The organism is Catenibacterium sp. GCM10023432, from assembly GCF_042651925.1.
Lineage (GTDB): Bacteria > Bacillota_I > Bacilli_A > Erysipelotrichales > Coprobacillaceae > Catenibacterium > Catenibacterium mitsuoka.
Genome location: NZ_JBHSEB010000048.1, coordinates 1 through 17,287, shown reverse-complemented (window position 1 = coordinate 17,287; position 17,287 = coordinate 1). Strand labels below are relative to the sequence as shown.

The window sequence follows — 17,287 nt, the reverse complement described above, 5'->3', positions numbered from 1 at the left end:
CCTCTTGCGAAGTTCTTCCCTTATCTTATGCTTCTTTCTTCTTTAAAAGAACATAACCTAATAATGAAATCATAGTAAAGAATGCAGCTAAGCCTAACATAGTAGAATCACCAGTCTGTGGTTTTTTGTTTGGTTTAGTTGTTTCAGTACCAGTTCCAGGTTTAGAAGGTTTAGAAGGTGTAGATGGTTTAGAAGGAGTTTCTGGAGTGATTTCAGGGTTCTTTTCTAACTGAGCCATCGCATCACTTAACTTCTTAGTAAGTGCATCTACTTCTTCCTGAGTTAATTCTTCTTTATTTTCTAGTTCTTCCTCAATAGCCTTGATGACTTCTAATAAGTTCTTATAGCTCTTTTGTGTATATAACTTACTATCTGTATTCTTAGCCTGAGCTAGTAATAGATCAAGTTCAGCAGTATTGCCTCTTCTTACAAGTTTCTTAGAAGCTGCATCTAACTTTTCAGTTAATGCAGTGATTTCTTCACTTGTATGTTCAGCCTTTAATGCTTCCTTAACTTCTTCTAATACTGGTAAGAATGCCTTATAGCTAGAAGCTGTATAGTCTTCTTCCTTGAATGAAGCAACTTTATTTTCTAATACATTGACTTCTGCATCAGATGCCTTAAATACAAGGTTCTTTCTTGCTTCCTGAAGCAAAGCATAAGCTTCTTCAATTTCAGAAACAGTTGCATCTTCTTTATTCAAGATATCTTCTGCGTTCTTCAAAGCATCCTGGAAAGGCTTAACTGTTGAAGTTAAGTAAAGTGAAGTATCAAGAGTCTTCAAATTATTAGAATCGATATAGTCTCTTAATGTCTTCTTGCTGATAGAAGCCTTAGTAACAAGAGCAGCTTTCGCATTACGTAATGCTTCTAACATTTCATTGACTTCTTCAACAGATGCATCCTTGTTCTTAGCAAGTTTTTCAGCATCTGCTTTTACTTTCATAAGAGCGTTATAGCTTTCTTCAGTATAGTCATCCTTTGAAAGCTTTTCTAATGCCTTGATTTCTGCTTCTAATGCTTTGACATCACCACGAGCCACTAATGCATCATAAGAGGCTTTAAGGTGAGCTTTTGCTTCTTCTAATGCATCCTTTTCACCCATCTGCGTGTTATAAACATTAAGTGCAGCCACTCTAGCAGTCTTATATGCTTCATAAGTTGCAGTCGTGTATTTATCTTCTTCTACTTTTAATGAATCGATATAATCCTTAAGATCCTTAGCACATTCGCTCTTGAATTCATCATCAGTTAAGCTGATGATTTCAGAAATTGTAGGAATACTATTTTCTTCCCATTCAAACTTTAACTTATAAACATTACCGCGAGGTACATAGAATTCATTAAGTGACTTTCTTAAAGTACCTAACTGAATCCATTCCTTATCTTCTTCAGGAACGTTACGTGTAGTCGCTTCTTTATCAATGAGTGCATATACCTTAGCATTACTGATTTCACCCTTCTGGATAATGTTGAATTTCTTCACATTTAATCTATCAGAAAGAGTATAAGTTAAGTAACCTGCTTTATTTGAACCAGGCTTATAAGAAGTTAATAGGTCACCATCAATCATATACTGAGGCTTGTAACCTTTTGCTTCTGTTACATTAGATTCAAATGTAGGGTCATTGTCTTCTGGTGCATATTCACCATCATTAATCATGATTTCGTTGAATACAACAGCTCTATTGTTGTTAGAAGCAGTAAATAAGATTCTCAAGTAACGAGCTGGAACATGATCTGCAGTACCTGATACATAAACCTTATTTGGATATGTACTAGATGCTCTGTATCCTGCATCAGAATCGATACACTGAACACCTGCATCACCAATGTTTTCAACACCATCACCAATTGTCACAACATCTGTCCAGTTTTCTAAATCACTAGAAACACTAATCACAGCATCTCTGATATAGTTCACTGCACTATCCTGACAATACATGGCAATCTTATCAATATTTCTCATCTGACCTAAGTCATAGATAATATACTGACCCTTCTGTGGAAGGTCACCAAATTCAGTTGTAGAATCGATGTTGCCATCAAATGCAGCCCCATTGTTTCTAGAATCTTCTATAACACCCCAAGAAGGGTCAACAGTCATAGTTGTCTTATATAAGTATGGTGCTCTGACTTCTGTAGAATGTACCACAAACTTATTAACAGTTAACTTCACATCAGAACTCTTCTTATTGATCAAACGTACATAACGTGCATCTGGAAGATTGTTATTTAAATCAGTGACTTCTACCCAGTCATGTGCATTCACTGAAGCTTCTAATACAACATCACCTGTATAATCAAGCTCTAACTGTTTTAAATCTTTGACACGTGCTAACTTTACACCTACATACTGTTTAGGTGCTAAAGTCATTTCTTTTGTATACACTAAATCAGTACGATCTAATGTACTCTTAGAATGTAACTTATAGTCAGTATTTGTATAAACAGCCTTGTCATCATATTCATTCACTACATCAGTATGGTTGAATGTCTTTACCTTCCACCAATAACCTGCTGTATTACTCTGAAGATGTAATTCAAGGTTTCTTACACGAATAGCCTTAGCAGTCAAATCCTGGTCTTCAACATTTAAATGAACAGTGGCATCACCAGCATATTCTTTTAATGTCTTCCAGTTAGTACCATCAACACTGTATTCTAATGCATATCTAGTGATCTTATCAGTACCACTATCCTGTACGAAGTTGATCGTACCTAGCTTCTTTGGATTATTGAATGTAAGAGTCACTGCAGCATCTACTGGAATATAGTCCTTGATTTCTCCTGCTTTATATGGAGATTCTGCAAAATGCGCATATGTAGATTCATTATCATCTAATAAGTTATCTAATGAACCACCTTTTACACCAATCTTAGTCATAGATAATGTACCCTTATCAGTGCTTGTAGAAGGAGTAGTCGTTGGGTTAACTAAGATATCTCTTACACCTAACCAAGTGTTACTCTTATCTTCAGTCGCAATCATACGGATACCCTTAACACCCTTAAGGTTAAGGTCTGTTAATTCTACATTGTTTGGTAAGTCATATTCTGTATCATTGACATCAGTCCAGTTCTTACCATCAGTTGTATACTGTACTTTCGCTTTTAAGAATGTATCTCTAGGGTTAGAGTTCGCACCCATTCTAAAGATTACATGGTTTACATCAATAGCCTTAGAATACTTGATACCTACATAAGTACCTGTAGAAATAGTATTAGGGCTCTTGTAAACTAATTCTGTAGAAGCATTACCATCAAAGATGTTATCTTCCTTACCATCTGGAGTATCTTCACGGTTAGTAATATATTTCGCAATCTGTTTATCTGGATTAACGATTGTAGATGCAATTTCAGATAAGTATGAATCAAGTGATTTAATGAATGGTACGATATGCTGTACACCTACTTCAGCATATTCTAAATGATCTACGTAGTGGAAACCATAAGACTTGCTCTTTTCAAAAGCAGCCTGTGCTGTTGAATAATAATCCCAGATAGTTGCATTGTCTTCTTCATTCTGTGCAGCTTTAATACCTTTAATATAGTTTAATGCAGCATTTGTTGTATCATCCCAGCAGTTTAACCAGTAAACAATCTGAGACTTGATTCTTTCATTACCGCTTTCACGATAAGTCTTAGATGCATTCTGTAATACTGTGAATTCGTTGATGAGGTCATCAAATTCTTCATCAGTGATCTTTTCACCTTTAGTTACTTTAGTCTTGAATGCATTGAGTTTTTCTTTTAATTCAACAGATTCTTCTAAGCGAGTCACTCTGCTATCCATGTTCTGGTTGATCATATGCTTAGATAATTCTCTTAAAGCAGTTGAAGCTGCTGTTTCTTCATAACCATTATGATCCACATATTTGAATGAAGCATTATAGCACTTATTCGCTTCTTCTTCAGTCTGCCAGATATTCCATGAATAACATGCATTACCGAATATTGCAACCTTACTTGGTTCAGACTGCTGCATTGGATTTAATACAATACCCTGTATCTTAGAAGGATCAACACCTGGATGAAGGAATGTTGTATAACCACCCATGATTAGATGCTTCTTAGAGTTATCAGTACATGGCCAGTTGATCCACATATAAGGACCACGACCTGCAGTATTAGTGAATGAAGAAGTAAAGTTATTAGTTACTTCACCCCATACACGTCCACCAGTCATGATAATCTGTACGTTTTCAGGGAAGTCACGATAGTAAGACTGACCCCATCCCATATATTCCTGAGTACAGAATGGTAATGTGAGCTTTAAGCCAGGGTAGGAAGGCTGTAATTCTTTAAGCCAGTTAGACATATCTGTCAATGTTCTTGTATAATTAGCGCCACCTACATTGCCAGCATCGTCTGCAAGAATAGCAATCTGACGAACACCAGCATCAATAACCTGTTTAAACTTAGCCTGCATAACCTTTAAGTCAGCCTGATAGTTTTCTTCAGAGTTATAACGAATAGCGTTATTCATATAAGGATGTAAGGCAAATACGAAACGGCATTTAGATTTGTTTCCAGCCTCAGCAAGTGGTTTGATCTTTGTTTCAATTTCCTGATCAGTATAAAGTTCACGCCACTTAGCGTTATGCTTTGGATCATCTTTAGGAGCATAGAAATATGAGTTAAGCTTATAATAGCCACCCCATTCCATCAATTTACAACGATCTTCTGTTGACCATGGATTACCATAATAACCTTCAATAAATCCACGGCTTGCAACATCCGCATAGTCTTCGATAGAGAAGTTTCTAATTGTTTTCCCCTCTATCTGCTTAAAAATGTGATATAAGCTTGTAAGGCCATAAAAAGCAGCATCTGTATCTTTTCCTAAGATAGAAATAGTGCCCTTATCTGACTTTAAAGCATATGAATCAAGCTTATCAAATAAGCCTGAATTAGAATAAGAACCAAAATGCTGATCTACATATTGGTTAGAATTCTTAATACCAACAAGAATGTTTGTCTTTCCCGCTTTCTTTTCGCTAGAAACACTTGCACTCATGCCTTTTAATGCAAGAACTTCATTAAGTCTTGCTTTTGTATCAGCATCAATACCATCTTCATAGACAACATTGACCTGACTAGTCATTTCATAATCCCCATTTGAATAGCTCATTGTATGAGGATTAGGATAGACTTCATACCCTGTATCTGCCTGTACAGTCATTGGAAAAGCAGATACACAGCCTAATGCAACAAGAAAACTTACTGCATAAGTAATGACTTTCTTTCCTTTCATCATGTTCTCCTTTCTTTTATATTTTTTCTCATTTTATGCTCCTTGAAAATTGTAAAATGAGTATTCAACATGGATTTTTACAAAAAATAAAGACCAAATAAAGTATGACAAAAAATGTATGTCATAATCTTTATCTGGTCTTGCCTGCTTAGAGTAACAATCCACATTTACTTGAATAGTATAGCAGTATATTTTTTATATTACAAGCGTTTTCATCAATTATTGCATGATACGTTTAATATGGATGCATAAGAATGTCTGCTCATCCGGTGATACATCATATTTATATTTATCTTTAATATGTTTCACAATACGGTTAATGCACATGGATAATCTTAGATTCTCTTTTAAGAGTTCTCTGATATCCTCTGTTGTGTCTTTTAGGTTGATTTCCTCTCCTGTGAAGATACGTTCAGCTAAGTATTTGAGATGAGTAGAAAGTCTTGCATAGCTTAAAGACTGAGGAGAAATAGTCACCTTCATACTATTTTCAATAATACCGATAATATCAGTCACAAAGCTTAGTATCTTAGTCGCATTATGGGTATTATTGTCCATTGAGAAGTTCACTAAGTGTAGTGCTATATAGTTGGCTTCTTCTAGATCCAATGTAATACCTGTTTTCTTCTTAATATAGCTTAATGCCCATAAGCCAATTTCATATTCATCTTTATAAAGAACACTGACATCTCCAAGTACGACATAAGGCAGTTTGATATTTTCCATCTTGCGTTTTAATGCGAATGAGATATGATCAGTCATTGTTAGGAATATTTCTCCATAATAACGTGAACGAAGCTTCTTAATCGCACGTGAGACAATCTGATTGGTAATTTCATAACAGACTGGAGAGATATTATCTTCTCTTTCTAATCTTTTATGTGGATCTTCCTTAAACAGATAAGTCTTCTCAATTTTTTGAGAATCTACGACATCCCCTACTTTCTTCTGAAAACCAATACCTGAACCGGTTAAAATAATGTCACCTAGTTCTGGAGAAATAGCGGCAACACTATTATTATTGAAGATCTTGATTATTCTCATAATATTCCCCTTTACATTAATATATCGTTCATCGCATCTGCTATAAACTGAGCATGTGTACCAACAAGTATCTGCACATAGTGTTCTCCTGCCTCCACCACATGATCAAAGCCTAGACGTGTAATCTCATCTCTATTAATGAGACTTGTATCCTTGACTTCGAGTCTTAAACGTGTAATACATGCGTCTGCAGATAAACAATTACTTCTACCACCAAGTGCTTCTACAAAAGAAATAGCGAGATCATCATAGTCAAATGCGAGACTTGTCTTCACTTCTTTTGTTTCTTCTTTCATTCTTCCTGGTGTCATGAGATTAAAATAAAGAATCATACTTCTAAATACGACATAATAGAGTGCACCACAGATAATTCCTAAAGGAATCAAATGAATAGCCTGATAAGAAAATGGCGCCTTAAAACTTAATATATAATCAATAAGCCCTGCAGAAAAGCTAAATCCTGCCAGCCAATGCATACTTGCTGCAATAAACATCATTATACCAGTCATAATAGCATGAGCGATATAGAGACTTGGTGCTAAGAACATGAAAGAGAATTCCAACGGTTCTGTAATACCTGTCAAAAAAGAAGCAAGTGCTGCAGAGAACATCAATGCACCTATTTTCTTTCTATTTTCTTTATCAGCTGATTGATAAATAGCCAATGCCCCACAAGGTAAGCCAAACATCATAACAGGGAAAAAGCCTGCCTGATACATACCTGTGATTCCTTTGATTCCTCCAGATACTGTGCCCCAGAAACGTCCTATATCATTAATGCCTGCTACATTGAACCAGAATACTGAATTTAATGCATGATGCAGTCCTGTAGGTATAAGGAGTCTATTAAAGAATCCATAGAGACCTGCACTCATTGGTCCTAAATGGGACATCCATGTTCCAAAATGAATAAATGCATCATAAAGTAATGGCCATATATAGATAAATACACCGGCAAAAAGAAGTGTAACAAGACCTGATATAATAGGAATAAATCTCTCACCACTAAAAAATGAAAGAGGTCCTGGCAGTTCAATATGATTAAACTTCTTAAAACAATATGCCACTATAAGTCCTACTATAATACCTATAAAGGCATTACTTGTATCATGAAATGCCAGTGCAACCTTGCTTATATGAAGACCTGATATAAGTGAAATACCTTCAGGTGATAATATTTTAGTAATCATCAGATAGTTGATGACAGCTGCAAGAGAAAGCGCTGTATTCTTCTTATCTGTCATTCCTATAGCAACTGCAATCGCAAATAGTATAGGAAGATTATCAATCACGACACCACCTGATAATATCAAAAAAGCAGCGAACGGATTATTCACTCCCCATCCCAAGGGGTCAATCCAGTAGCCAATACCTTTTAGTAATGCAGCCAGTGGCATAATGGTCACCGGAAGCATCAGAGATTTACCTAATTTCTGTAAAAAGTTCAACTCTATCCCCCTCTTCTGTAGTGTATCTACTATTATTGTACATTTATTTCTCCCATAACTGTAAAAAATCACATTACTTAAAACATTTTGTTTCTTAAGAAGAAATGAAGAAATACAATAATCATAAAAAAGTGTTATATTTTCATAACGTGATAATTATATCATTTTTATACCATTACGTAACCCTTTACGCTCATTTTTTGTATTTAATTAATGTCATATTAAAAAAAGGAAGATTTCTCTTCCTCTAGTCTTTCATGAATTTATACGTACATACGCCAATCAATGCACCAATAAGTGTAACAATCATTGCAAAGATCAGCATACTTGTTAACCCCAATGTATCCTGTAAAACACCACCTAAATAATTTCCTAAGCAGAACCCAAAACCATTAGCCATCATTGTAATAAGTGTCTGTCCTGCCATCTGATCTGCTTCAGACAAGACATCATTACAATAATATGTATAAGTAGCAAAAAGCAATCCATAAGAACATCCCTGGAATACCATACCTATTAATAAGACAAATAGGCTAGGTGCTAATGCAATTAGGAAGTTTCTAAAGATATACATAATGAGACCAAAAACAATAAGCTTCTCAGGTCCAAATCTTTTCTTTAAGCGATAAGTCATTGTCATGAATGGTGTTTCGCTTGCTGCCATAAAGAATATGGCGATACCATAGAACGATGAATCCCCACCTAGCTTCTTAACTATATTAATTAAGTAAGTAGATAAAGAAGTAGCACCTGCAATCGCAAATCCAAACCCTAATAGAAAGAAGAAGAACTTCTTATATTTAGTAATCAAGCCAAATGGATTGGCTGGTTTTTCTGTTGACTCATTCTTAATAGTAGAGTGTGGGAGAATCAACAAATTAATGATAAATAGAATACTTGAAATAATAAAGACAATATAAATAACAGATGGTTCTAACCATTCTACTAAGTATCCCATTAAAAAGGCACTTGATGCATAAGAGAATGACCCAAGTCCTCTTGCAAGCCCGAAGTTGATATCTTTACCCATTTTTACATAATCCATTGCGAATTGTGATAAAAATGGAACAACACAAGTAACTAGGAATAATAATGCGATATATAGTACCATGACAACTACTTTAGGTAGTGTCATAAAGTAAAGAGCACTAAATGATGCAAATAGTATAGCATAGATTCCTAAGATAACATTATGTGGTGTGAGTGTTTCATACTTATTTGGTAAGTTAGAGATATTTGCGGAAAGCAAAAGCATCATGATACTTCCCATAGCAGTCACTATCCCTATTTCTGTATTCGTTAATCCCTTATATTGTAAGAAGATGGCTACATAGCCAAAAATCGTACAGTTAGTAATCCAATATAAGAACTGGATACTATTGTATTTCATTTGTAGGTGTTTCATAATTTCCTCCCTCGATAACCTTAGGTATTATATAGTATTTATCAAAAGGGGTACAATTATTTTCTCAATAAGAAAAAAAGACATGACTCCAAAGAATCATGTCTGAATATTCAAACAAAGTGCCCCGGTTCTAGGAACCAGCATATTCTACATGACTAGTTATAGAACATGCTTCAGGGCAGTTTGCTGTGTCCGCTCTCTAGACACAAATCTATTTTAAAAAACATTTTTTCACTCGTCAATACCAAATTGTAAATTTCTGTCAATATGTAATAGAATTATAGTTATTTATGAATTTAACAATTTAAAAAGTGGCATTTTTCACATTTTCATGAGTAAAAAAAGTTCTATTTTTGTTATTTCCCTAAGTGTATTAATTGTCTTAATATGAAAATACATTATAATTTCATGACATGTGTAAAGATATTTATTTTGTAAATGATTACATATAATTACATGAGATTCAGACTCTCTCTAACATTTTAAATGCATATAAAAAAGCCCCTACAAGTAGGGACTTCAGAAATTATTATTCAGCTTTTGAATTCACTAACTTACCAGTTGAATGGAAAGTAATCATAAGACCAAGAGCAACTAATAATACGGCAACGACTAATTGTAGACCATCTGTCATGATCATGAAACCACCAGTTACGAATAACTTCATGCAGATACCATAAATAGCCTGTACTAATGCAGTCATAGTTACAACAAACATTAAAGCCATTGGTACATATAACATGAAACCTTTTCTTCCAGTAACCTTTAAGAATACAGCAAGTGAAATTAATACCATTGCAGCAAGTAACTGGTTTGCTGAACCGAATAATGGCCAGATGTTAACATATCCGCCTAAGCTTAATAAATAGCCAAAGAAAAGTGAAATAAGTGTAGAGACATATTTATTAGTTAAGACTGATACTAACTGTGATGGTGTTTCTCCTTCTTCTACTTCGAAAAATTCCTGGAAAGACATACGTGAGATTCTAGCAACTGCATCTAATGAAGTTAATGCAAGAGCAGAAACGAACATAGTCATGATACAAAGTCCCCAAGACTGTGGTAAACCAAGCTGTGCTACTAAACCAGTTACACCAGCAGAGAACTTAGTGAAAGGTGTGGCAGTATCAGCTAAAGCCATGTTAGCAAGAGCTGTATCTAAGACACCAGTCTGTTTTAAGTTTGGTAATGAACCAACGATTACGATAACTAATACAGCAAGTAATGATTCTAATAACATTGAACCATAACCAACCTGAAGCATATCTTTTTCATTCTTAACCATCTTAGAAGATGTTTCAGAAGATACAAGAGAATGGAAACCAGATACAGCACCACAAGCGATAGTTACAAATAATGTTGGGAATAAGTAACTTCCTGTAGCTGTTTTAAATCCAGTGAATGCTGGTACAGTAACAGTTGGGTTACTTAAGAATACACCTACAACTGCAGCAGCAATCATACCGATGAATAAGAATGTAGTTAAGTAGTCACGTGGACCTTTTAATAACCACATTGGTGTAACAGATGCAAAGAAAATATAAACAAATACTAAATAAATCCAAGTAGTTTTAGTTGCATATACAGGGAATTTGATACCCACTGCAAGCATTGCAACGATTAAGACAATTCCAAGTACAACCTTTGGCCAACCTTCTAAGTTAACCTTACGTAATAATAAACCAAATGCCATAGCAACAAATACATAAAGAATAGAGATAGAAGCAGCACTGGCATTAGGTGCAAGCTTAGCTCCTTCAGCACTGAAACCATTGAATGTTCCAGCAACCATATCTGCGAATGCAGCAATAACGATTAATGTGAAGACCCAGCAGAATAAGAAGAATAATTTCTTACCAGTTCTACCAATGTATTTTTCGATGATCTGACCCATTGACTTACCTTCAGATTTAACTGAAGCATAAAGTGCACCGAAGTCCTGTACAGCACCAAAGAATACACCACCGATGACTACCCATAAGAATGCAGGTAACCAACCAAATACCATAGCCATAACTGGTCCAGTAACTGGTCCAGCACCAGCGATAGATGAGAACTGATGTGCAAAGACTGACCATTTATTAGTAGGTACAAAGTCTGTGCCATCTTCTTTCGCAACAGCAGGTGTTGTTGCATTAGGATCAATACCCCAAGTTTTTACTAAATAGCGACCATAACATAGATAGGCTACTACTAGGATAAGGGCTGCTAATCCAAGTAAAAGTAAACCATTCATAAATAAATTCCCCCCAGAATTACTTTATACATATAAAACAGATATAAAAAAGGCTTTCGTCTTAGAATGACCTGTCTAAGACGAAAACCTGTGTTTCCGCGGTACCACTTAGATTGTGATTCACATCACCACTTCACATCCCATGAATGCTATTTCTTTAACGCAGAAATTACGGCTTTCTTTACTATTATTTTCAAGAAAACAGCTCACAAGGGATGGTCCCATAATCATTACCTGCATCCTTTCCACCAGCTGGATGCTCTCTATAGGAAGCGGATTAGAAATCGTATCTTGTTCAACGCTCTGTTTCATATGTATGCCTATATAATAGTCCAATACTATTTTTTGTCAACACTTTATTGCGAATAATGTAAATATATTTAATAGTTTTATGTTATTCGTAAATGTAAGCGGTAGTTACATGTCGAAGTATTCTAAATCAGCATAGTAAAGCTTCACCTATATTTGGATTTAATATACTGTTTAATGGCCTCCATATAGTCTTCTTCCCTATCATAATCCTGTGGATCAACATCATACATATCAGATGGATCATAGTATTCTTTCCATTTTACTCTTAAATCATCTAAATAATCACTTTCATGATCATACTGTATAGGATCTATAGAGCTAAATGTGTTAAAGGAATTATGTTTATCCCCCCAGGACTGTTTACTTTCTTCAGTTGGATTTTCTTCTATATCAACCAGATTAGACTCAGATTCACTTTAACGTTCCCTAGACAATTGTTTCTTCGCTTTATTACGATTACTTGTATAAGAAGGGGATTTTGCATCAAGTCTTGCTATATGGCGCTTCCACTTTTTAATAGCTTCGACATAATCATCTTCATACTCATAAGCACCTGGATCTACATCATATTTATCTTCAGGATCATGTTCTTCTTTCCACTCCCTTCTTTCATCAATCGCAAAATCATATTCAAAAGGATAATCAAATGAACTAGGATCAAGTCCTGGAAAATCATCATAGGGATCATATTCTTCTCTTACCTTCTGATACAATGCATCAAGATATTGTTCTTTAGTATCAAAATCTAATGGATTTACATCATATTTATCATAATCCGGTTCAACTTTCTTCCAATCAAGACGATCTAAATACTCTTGAGCTGCTTCTTCATATTTCTCAAAATTCTTATACTTTGAAACATCAACATACCCATCACATATTTCAAATGGATCCACATATTCTTTCCATTCTTCTCTAAGTGCATCCAGATACTCAGCGACAGTTTCATAATCATACTGACTCACATTGAATCTTTGATCAGGGTTATACCTCTCAGCCCACTTATCTTTTCTCATCATATCTCTCACTGCATATAATAGTAATGATCTTTTTCTCATAGTGTCACCTTTACTTCGACTATTCTCTTATCTCATTTTCATTTTTATAAAATTCTGAATAGCATCCATATAGTCTCCTTCATTATCATAATCATGTGGATCAACATCATACATATCAGAAGGATCATAGTATTCCTTCCATTTCACTCTTAAATCATCTAAATAATCACTTTCATGATCATACTGTGTAGGATCTACAGAACTAAATGAATTATAGAAATTATGTTTATCTCCCCATAACTTTTTATCTTCTTCAATGACATTTCCCTCTTGAGAAACTTCTTTATCCAATGAACTATACTGAGTGAAGCATGGTCGTTTCCTAGACATTTGTTTCATCGCTTTTTGGCGATAGTCTTTCATATCATCAGACTCTAAAGCTTCTTCTTCATCTAATTCTGCATCAAGCTTTGCGACATAGTCTTTCCACTCATTGACAGCTTCTACATAGTCTTCTTCATCACTAAATTCACTTGGATCAACAGGATATTGATGATTTGGATCATATAATTCCAGCCAATGTATTCTTTCATCTATTTCATATTGATACTCATAAGGTGAATCATAATCTAGAGGATCAATACAATAAAATTCATTTTCAGGATCATACTTCTCTTTTATTCTCTTTGTTAGAGCATCCAGATAAGTATCTTCATTCTTATAGTTTTGTGGATCAATATCAAAGTCACCATATCTAGATACTTCTTCAATCCACTCAAGATGTTCTAAGCATATATTAACTGATTTTTCATAGTCTTCAAAATTATCATATTTAGATACATCAACATAATGATCACATTCATCAAATGGATCTGCTTCAGATTTCCAATCATCACGCAAAGCATTTAAATATTCTTCTTCAGTATCATACCAATCAACATCTACAAAGAATTGTTGGTGAGGATTATATTTTCTCACCCATCTATCTTTGTTTAAATCTTTAAGTGTTTGAAATAGTGTTGTTATTCTTCCCATAGTATCACCTTAATCTTCTATTGCTTCTTGATAATCCTCTAAAGAATTATAATCATATAGTTTTATATTGAAATAATGGTCTAGATTATATATTTCAGCCCACTTGTCTTTATTTACCATATTAAGTAATTCATGTAATAGTAATAATCTATTCATTGTAATCACCTCATTTATTTAATTATATAAAGTTTTTACTTATACCTCCATGAGAAATGTAAAATGTAAAATTATTCTTGTGTCCATCTAAACTTTTGTGCTTTTTCTTTTTCATAATTGACTTACTGTGCCATATAGGTTATATTACTTTTGTGATTAGATTGCAGATACTCGTGAAGCCTGCAATCGGGGGAGGCGCCGAGGTTCCTCTTTTTTTTATGCATAAAAAAAGCCTGAGTTATGACTCAGACTTGTGTGTAAATGTAATAATAAGACCTGATACAATTGCACCAGCTAGAAGTGCTAAGACATACTTGAGTGGATTAGACATCAAATAGATAATCCAGATACCACCATGAGGTGCCATCACTCCACACTTAAAGTAAGCAGATAATGCACCAGTAATAAGTGAACCTAGGATACATGCAGGTAAGACATGTTTTTGATCTTTCTGCATAAAAGGTATAGCCCCTTCCGATACAAATGATAAGCCCATAATAATGTTTTTTAAAGTAGTACCTCTTTCTTCTTTAGTCCACTTTTCTTTAAATACAAGTGTAGAAAAGCCAATCGCAAGAGGTGGAATCATACCAGCACCCATAACAGAAGCCATGATAATAGCCGCATTATTCGCTCTAGTGAAAACTAAAGCATTCGCAAATAAATAAGCAAACTTATTAACAGGACCACCCATATCAATAGACATCATCGCACCAAGTGATGCCCCAATAATAACTAATGAAATAAGTGGTAGGTTATTCACACGTTCCATAATAAATGAATGAGCAATCACTAGATATGTATTAAGTACTGTCATCACAATACCTGATGATAATACGCCTAATACTGGATATAGTAAGACTGGTTTAATACCATCAAACATATCTGGAATCTTAGTACAGAGTTTCTCAATCGCAAGTACGAGATATCCTGCAATAAAGCCCCCTACTATAGCCCCTAAGAAGCCTGATGTACTTAAAGTAGTATAAGGGTTATTTAACCAGGCTAAAGTAAAACCACTATAGGCAATATAACCACATGCAAGTCCAGGTCCTAAAGCTGGACGATCAGCAATACTCATCGCAATATAGCCTGATAATACGGGTAATACAAGTAAGTAAAGAATGTTCCCAAAGACATTCAGTATATTCGCAAATTGTGTATTAAATGTAAGTTTAGTTGCAAGTACACTCATAAATCCTGCTGCAACTAGAATAGGTAAAGCATGAGAAAAACCATTCATTAAATGTTTATAAGGAATATGCCATCCCTTTTCTTGGTTATTCTCTACCTTTACTTCTTCACCTTTATAGATAGGTGCTTGTTGATCTAAGATAATCTGAATAAGCTTTTCTGGCTCATCAATCCCTCTTGCCACAGGACAGCTATAGAGTGGTAAACCATTAAAACGATTTAAAGAGATATTCTTATCAGCCGCAATAATAACACCCTTTGCGTATTCTATATCTTCTTGTGTGAGTTCATTCTTAACCCCTACTGAACCTTGTGTTTCTACCTTAATAGATACACCCATTTCCTTAGCCTTTTTTTCCAATGCTTCTGCAGCCATATATGTATGAGCAATTCCTGTTGGACAGGCAGTGACTGCTAAGACTTCAGGGTGTTTGACTTCTTCTGTTTCATGTTTAGCACTTTGTGCTAAATCAATAATAGATAAGAATTCTTCAGGCGTTCCCGCATTCTTTAAATCTTCACAAAAATCATGATCCATTAGTAATGTAGAGAGTTCACTTAATACCTGTAAATGTACATTATCGCCATTATCTGGTGCCCCAATCAAGAAAATAAGAGTTGTAGGCTGACCATCCATAGATTGATAATCTACACCCTCAGGTAGTGTCATTGCGGCAATACCTGCTTGAGTAATCGCAGTTGTTCTTGCATGAGGAATCGCAATACCATCCACCATACCTGTAGTAGAAAGATTTTCTCTTTCTATAACTGCTTCTTTATATGCTTCTTTATCAGAGACATTGCCCTGTTTATTCATTAAAGACACCATTTGATCAATTGCATCCATCTTGCTAGAGGCATGACCATGAATCTTGATGGCTTCTTTACTCATCAAATCTGTTATTTTCATATTCTTCTCCTAGTTATAATATACATGCATTCTATCATAATTTTCTGTAAATAAGTACGGTAATATTATGTTTATAAGAAATTATTTTTCTTATCATTTAACACTTCATAGAAATAAGATTATAATAAGAAAAGAAAGAAGGTGTTACTATGTATGCAGTCATTTATGGTGACATGGAAAATGGAGAAAACATTGAAGTAGAAGGACTATTTCAAACACACGTTGAAGCAGTGAAGGCATTGTATGAGAGTGCTTCTAAGACATTTGATTCTATGAATATTGATATAGAATCATGTGAAGAAGATGATTATGACTGGAGTCCTCGTGGTGAAATCCATAAGGAAAGTGCCTGGGCTAATAGTGGCGGCAAAGATGGATATGCTTTATTTTGGAATGTGATAGAGATAGATAACAGAGCTTTTCAAAACAAATAAATGTAAAATATGACATATAGAGTGAAAAGTTTCAACTTCAAAAGAGTTGATGCTTTTTTATTGCTTCTAAATAAGGTAAAATTGAATTAAAGGCGGATTACAATATGAAAAAAGAAGCGAAGAAGAAACTTTATGAAAGCACTGTGGAATTATTGAAGGAGAGTGATTATGAAGATCTCACAGTAGGAAAGATATGTCAAAATGCCTGTCTTTCTAGACAATCATTTTATCTTTATTATCATTCCAAAGATGATGTATTAAAAGAAATCTATTTTAATCTATTTAAGTATACTTATCTAGATAAAATAGAAGACAAGCAGTATATAGAGTCTGATGATTTTATCATGAAAGTAATTGATGTCTATGAAGCGCATGCAACTATCTTCATTACATTAGAGAAGTGGTACTATCAGGATTTTTTATCACAGGAGAAGCAGCGTTTTCTAGATGAAATCTCTCTTCATGTATTTAATAATCCATTTATTGAGAAATACTTTAAATATTTCATGATTTCTTTCTTAACACCACTTCACTATATTATGATGGGATGGCTTAATGGAGATATGAAGGAATCTAAACAGGAACTACAATCAATCATTAGAACATTTGTATATCACAAATAATAAAAACCCTCTCATTTTTAATGTGGACCCCGTGTCAAGGACATTAAATAAAAAAGTACTTAAAATTGATTAGAAATAAAGATATCCTCTAGGTGTAATAACCAGGAGGATATTTTTTATGTGTAAACTATGTAAATATGTAATTATTAAAAATGGAGTTTTATATGTATTGGAAACAGATAGAATGAAGGAAGTCATAAGAAATGAACTTGGTGTATTTGACTACCGTGATTAT

The 17,287-nt window shown here is 34.4% G+C and carries 11 protein-coding genes and 1 other annotated feature; of the genes, 2 read left to right on the top strand and 9 right to left on the bottom strand.

What is annotated here, in order from left to right; all coding sequences use genetic code 11:
- Positions 1–25: 25 nt before the first annotated feature.
- The 9 genes from ACFOZZ_RS07435 to ACFOZZ_RS07395 all read right to left on the bottom strand — a co-directional run bounded on the left by ACFOZZ_RS07435 (position 26) and on the right by ACFOZZ_RS07395 (position 15,995).
- Entirely contained in the window at positions 26–5,257 is a 5,232-nt protein-coding gene (locus tag ACFOZZ_RS07435; RefSeq protein WP_376814978.1) for a beta-N-acetylglucosaminidase domain-containing protein, read from the bottom strand.
- Between the two features lie 219 nt (positions 5,258–5,476).
- The gene (locus ACFOZZ_RS07430; RefSeq protein WP_270469422.1) at positions 5,477–6,301 is read right to left on the bottom strand and encodes a PRD domain-containing protein; all 825 of its coding nucleotides are present in this window, start codon (positions 6,299–6,301) and stop codon (positions 5,477–5,479) included.
- 11 nt (positions 6,302–6,312) lie between these two features.
- Positions 6,313–7,749 (bottom strand): N-acetylglucosamine-specific PTS transporter subunit IIBC, encoded by a 1,437-nt coding sequence (gene nagE, locus ACFOZZ_RS07425; RefSeq protein ID WP_279068341.1) that lies wholly within the window; start codon positions 7,747–7,749, stop codon positions 6,313–6,315.
- 247 nt (positions 7,750–7,996) lie between these two features.
- Positions 7,997–9,154 carry an MFS transporter gene (locus ACFOZZ_RS07420; RefSeq protein ID WP_376814977.1) on the bottom strand — a complete coding sequence of 386 codons (1,158 nt, stop codon included), beginning with the start codon at positions 9,152–9,154 and terminating at the stop codon, positions 7,997–7,999.
- A 529-nt stretch (positions 9,155–9,683) separates the two neighbouring features.
- Positions 9,684–11,390 (bottom strand): carbon starvation protein A, encoded by a 1,707-nt coding sequence (locus tag ACFOZZ_RS07415; RefSeq protein ID WP_055290064.1) that lies wholly within the window; start codon positions 11,388–11,390, stop codon positions 9,684–9,686.
- A 73-nt stretch (positions 11,391–11,463) separates the two neighbouring features.
- Positions 11,464–11,698 (bottom strand) — a binding site (T-box leader).
- Positions 11,699–12,118: 420 nt separating this feature from the next.
- Positions 12,119–12,760, bottom strand: a complete 642-nt coding sequence (locus ACFOZZ_RS07410; protein WP_376814976.1) for a hypothetical protein — start codon at positions 12,758–12,760, stop codon at positions 12,119–12,121.
- 27 nt (positions 12,761–12,787) lie between these two features.
- Positions 12,788–13,735, bottom strand: coding sequence for a hypothetical protein (locus tag ACFOZZ_RS07405; protein WP_376814975.1), 948 nt, complete (start codon positions 13,733–13,735; stop codon positions 12,788–12,790).
- A 9-nt stretch (positions 13,736–13,744) separates the two neighbouring features.
- Positions 13,745–13,891, bottom strand: a complete 147-nt coding sequence (locus ACFOZZ_RS07400) for a hypothetical protein (RefSeq protein ID WP_187114898.1) — start codon at positions 13,889–13,891, stop codon at positions 13,745–13,747.
- 238 nt (positions 13,892–14,129) lie between these two features.
- Entirely contained in the window at positions 14,130–15,995 is a 1,866-nt protein-coding gene (locus ACFOZZ_RS07395; RefSeq protein WP_055289990.1) for a PTS fructose transporter subunit IIABC, read from the bottom strand.
- Between the two features lie 149 nt (positions 15,996–16,144).
- On the opposite strand from ACFOZZ_RS07395, the gene ACFOZZ_RS07390 reads away from it, so the two are divergent.
- On the top strand, positions 16,145–16,429 hold the full coding sequence (locus tag ACFOZZ_RS07390) for a hypothetical protein (RefSeq protein ID WP_215656301.1): 285 nt from the start codon (positions 16,145–16,147) through the stop codon (positions 16,427–16,429).
- Positions 16,430–16,533: 104 nt separating this feature from the next.
- The gene (locus tag ACFOZZ_RS07385) at positions 16,534–17,052 is read left to right on the top strand and encodes a TetR/AcrR family transcriptional regulator (RefSeq protein WP_278860686.1); all 519 of its coding nucleotides are present in this window, start codon (positions 16,534–16,536) and stop codon (positions 17,050–17,052) included.
- Positions 17,053–17,287 lie beyond the last annotated feature (235 nt).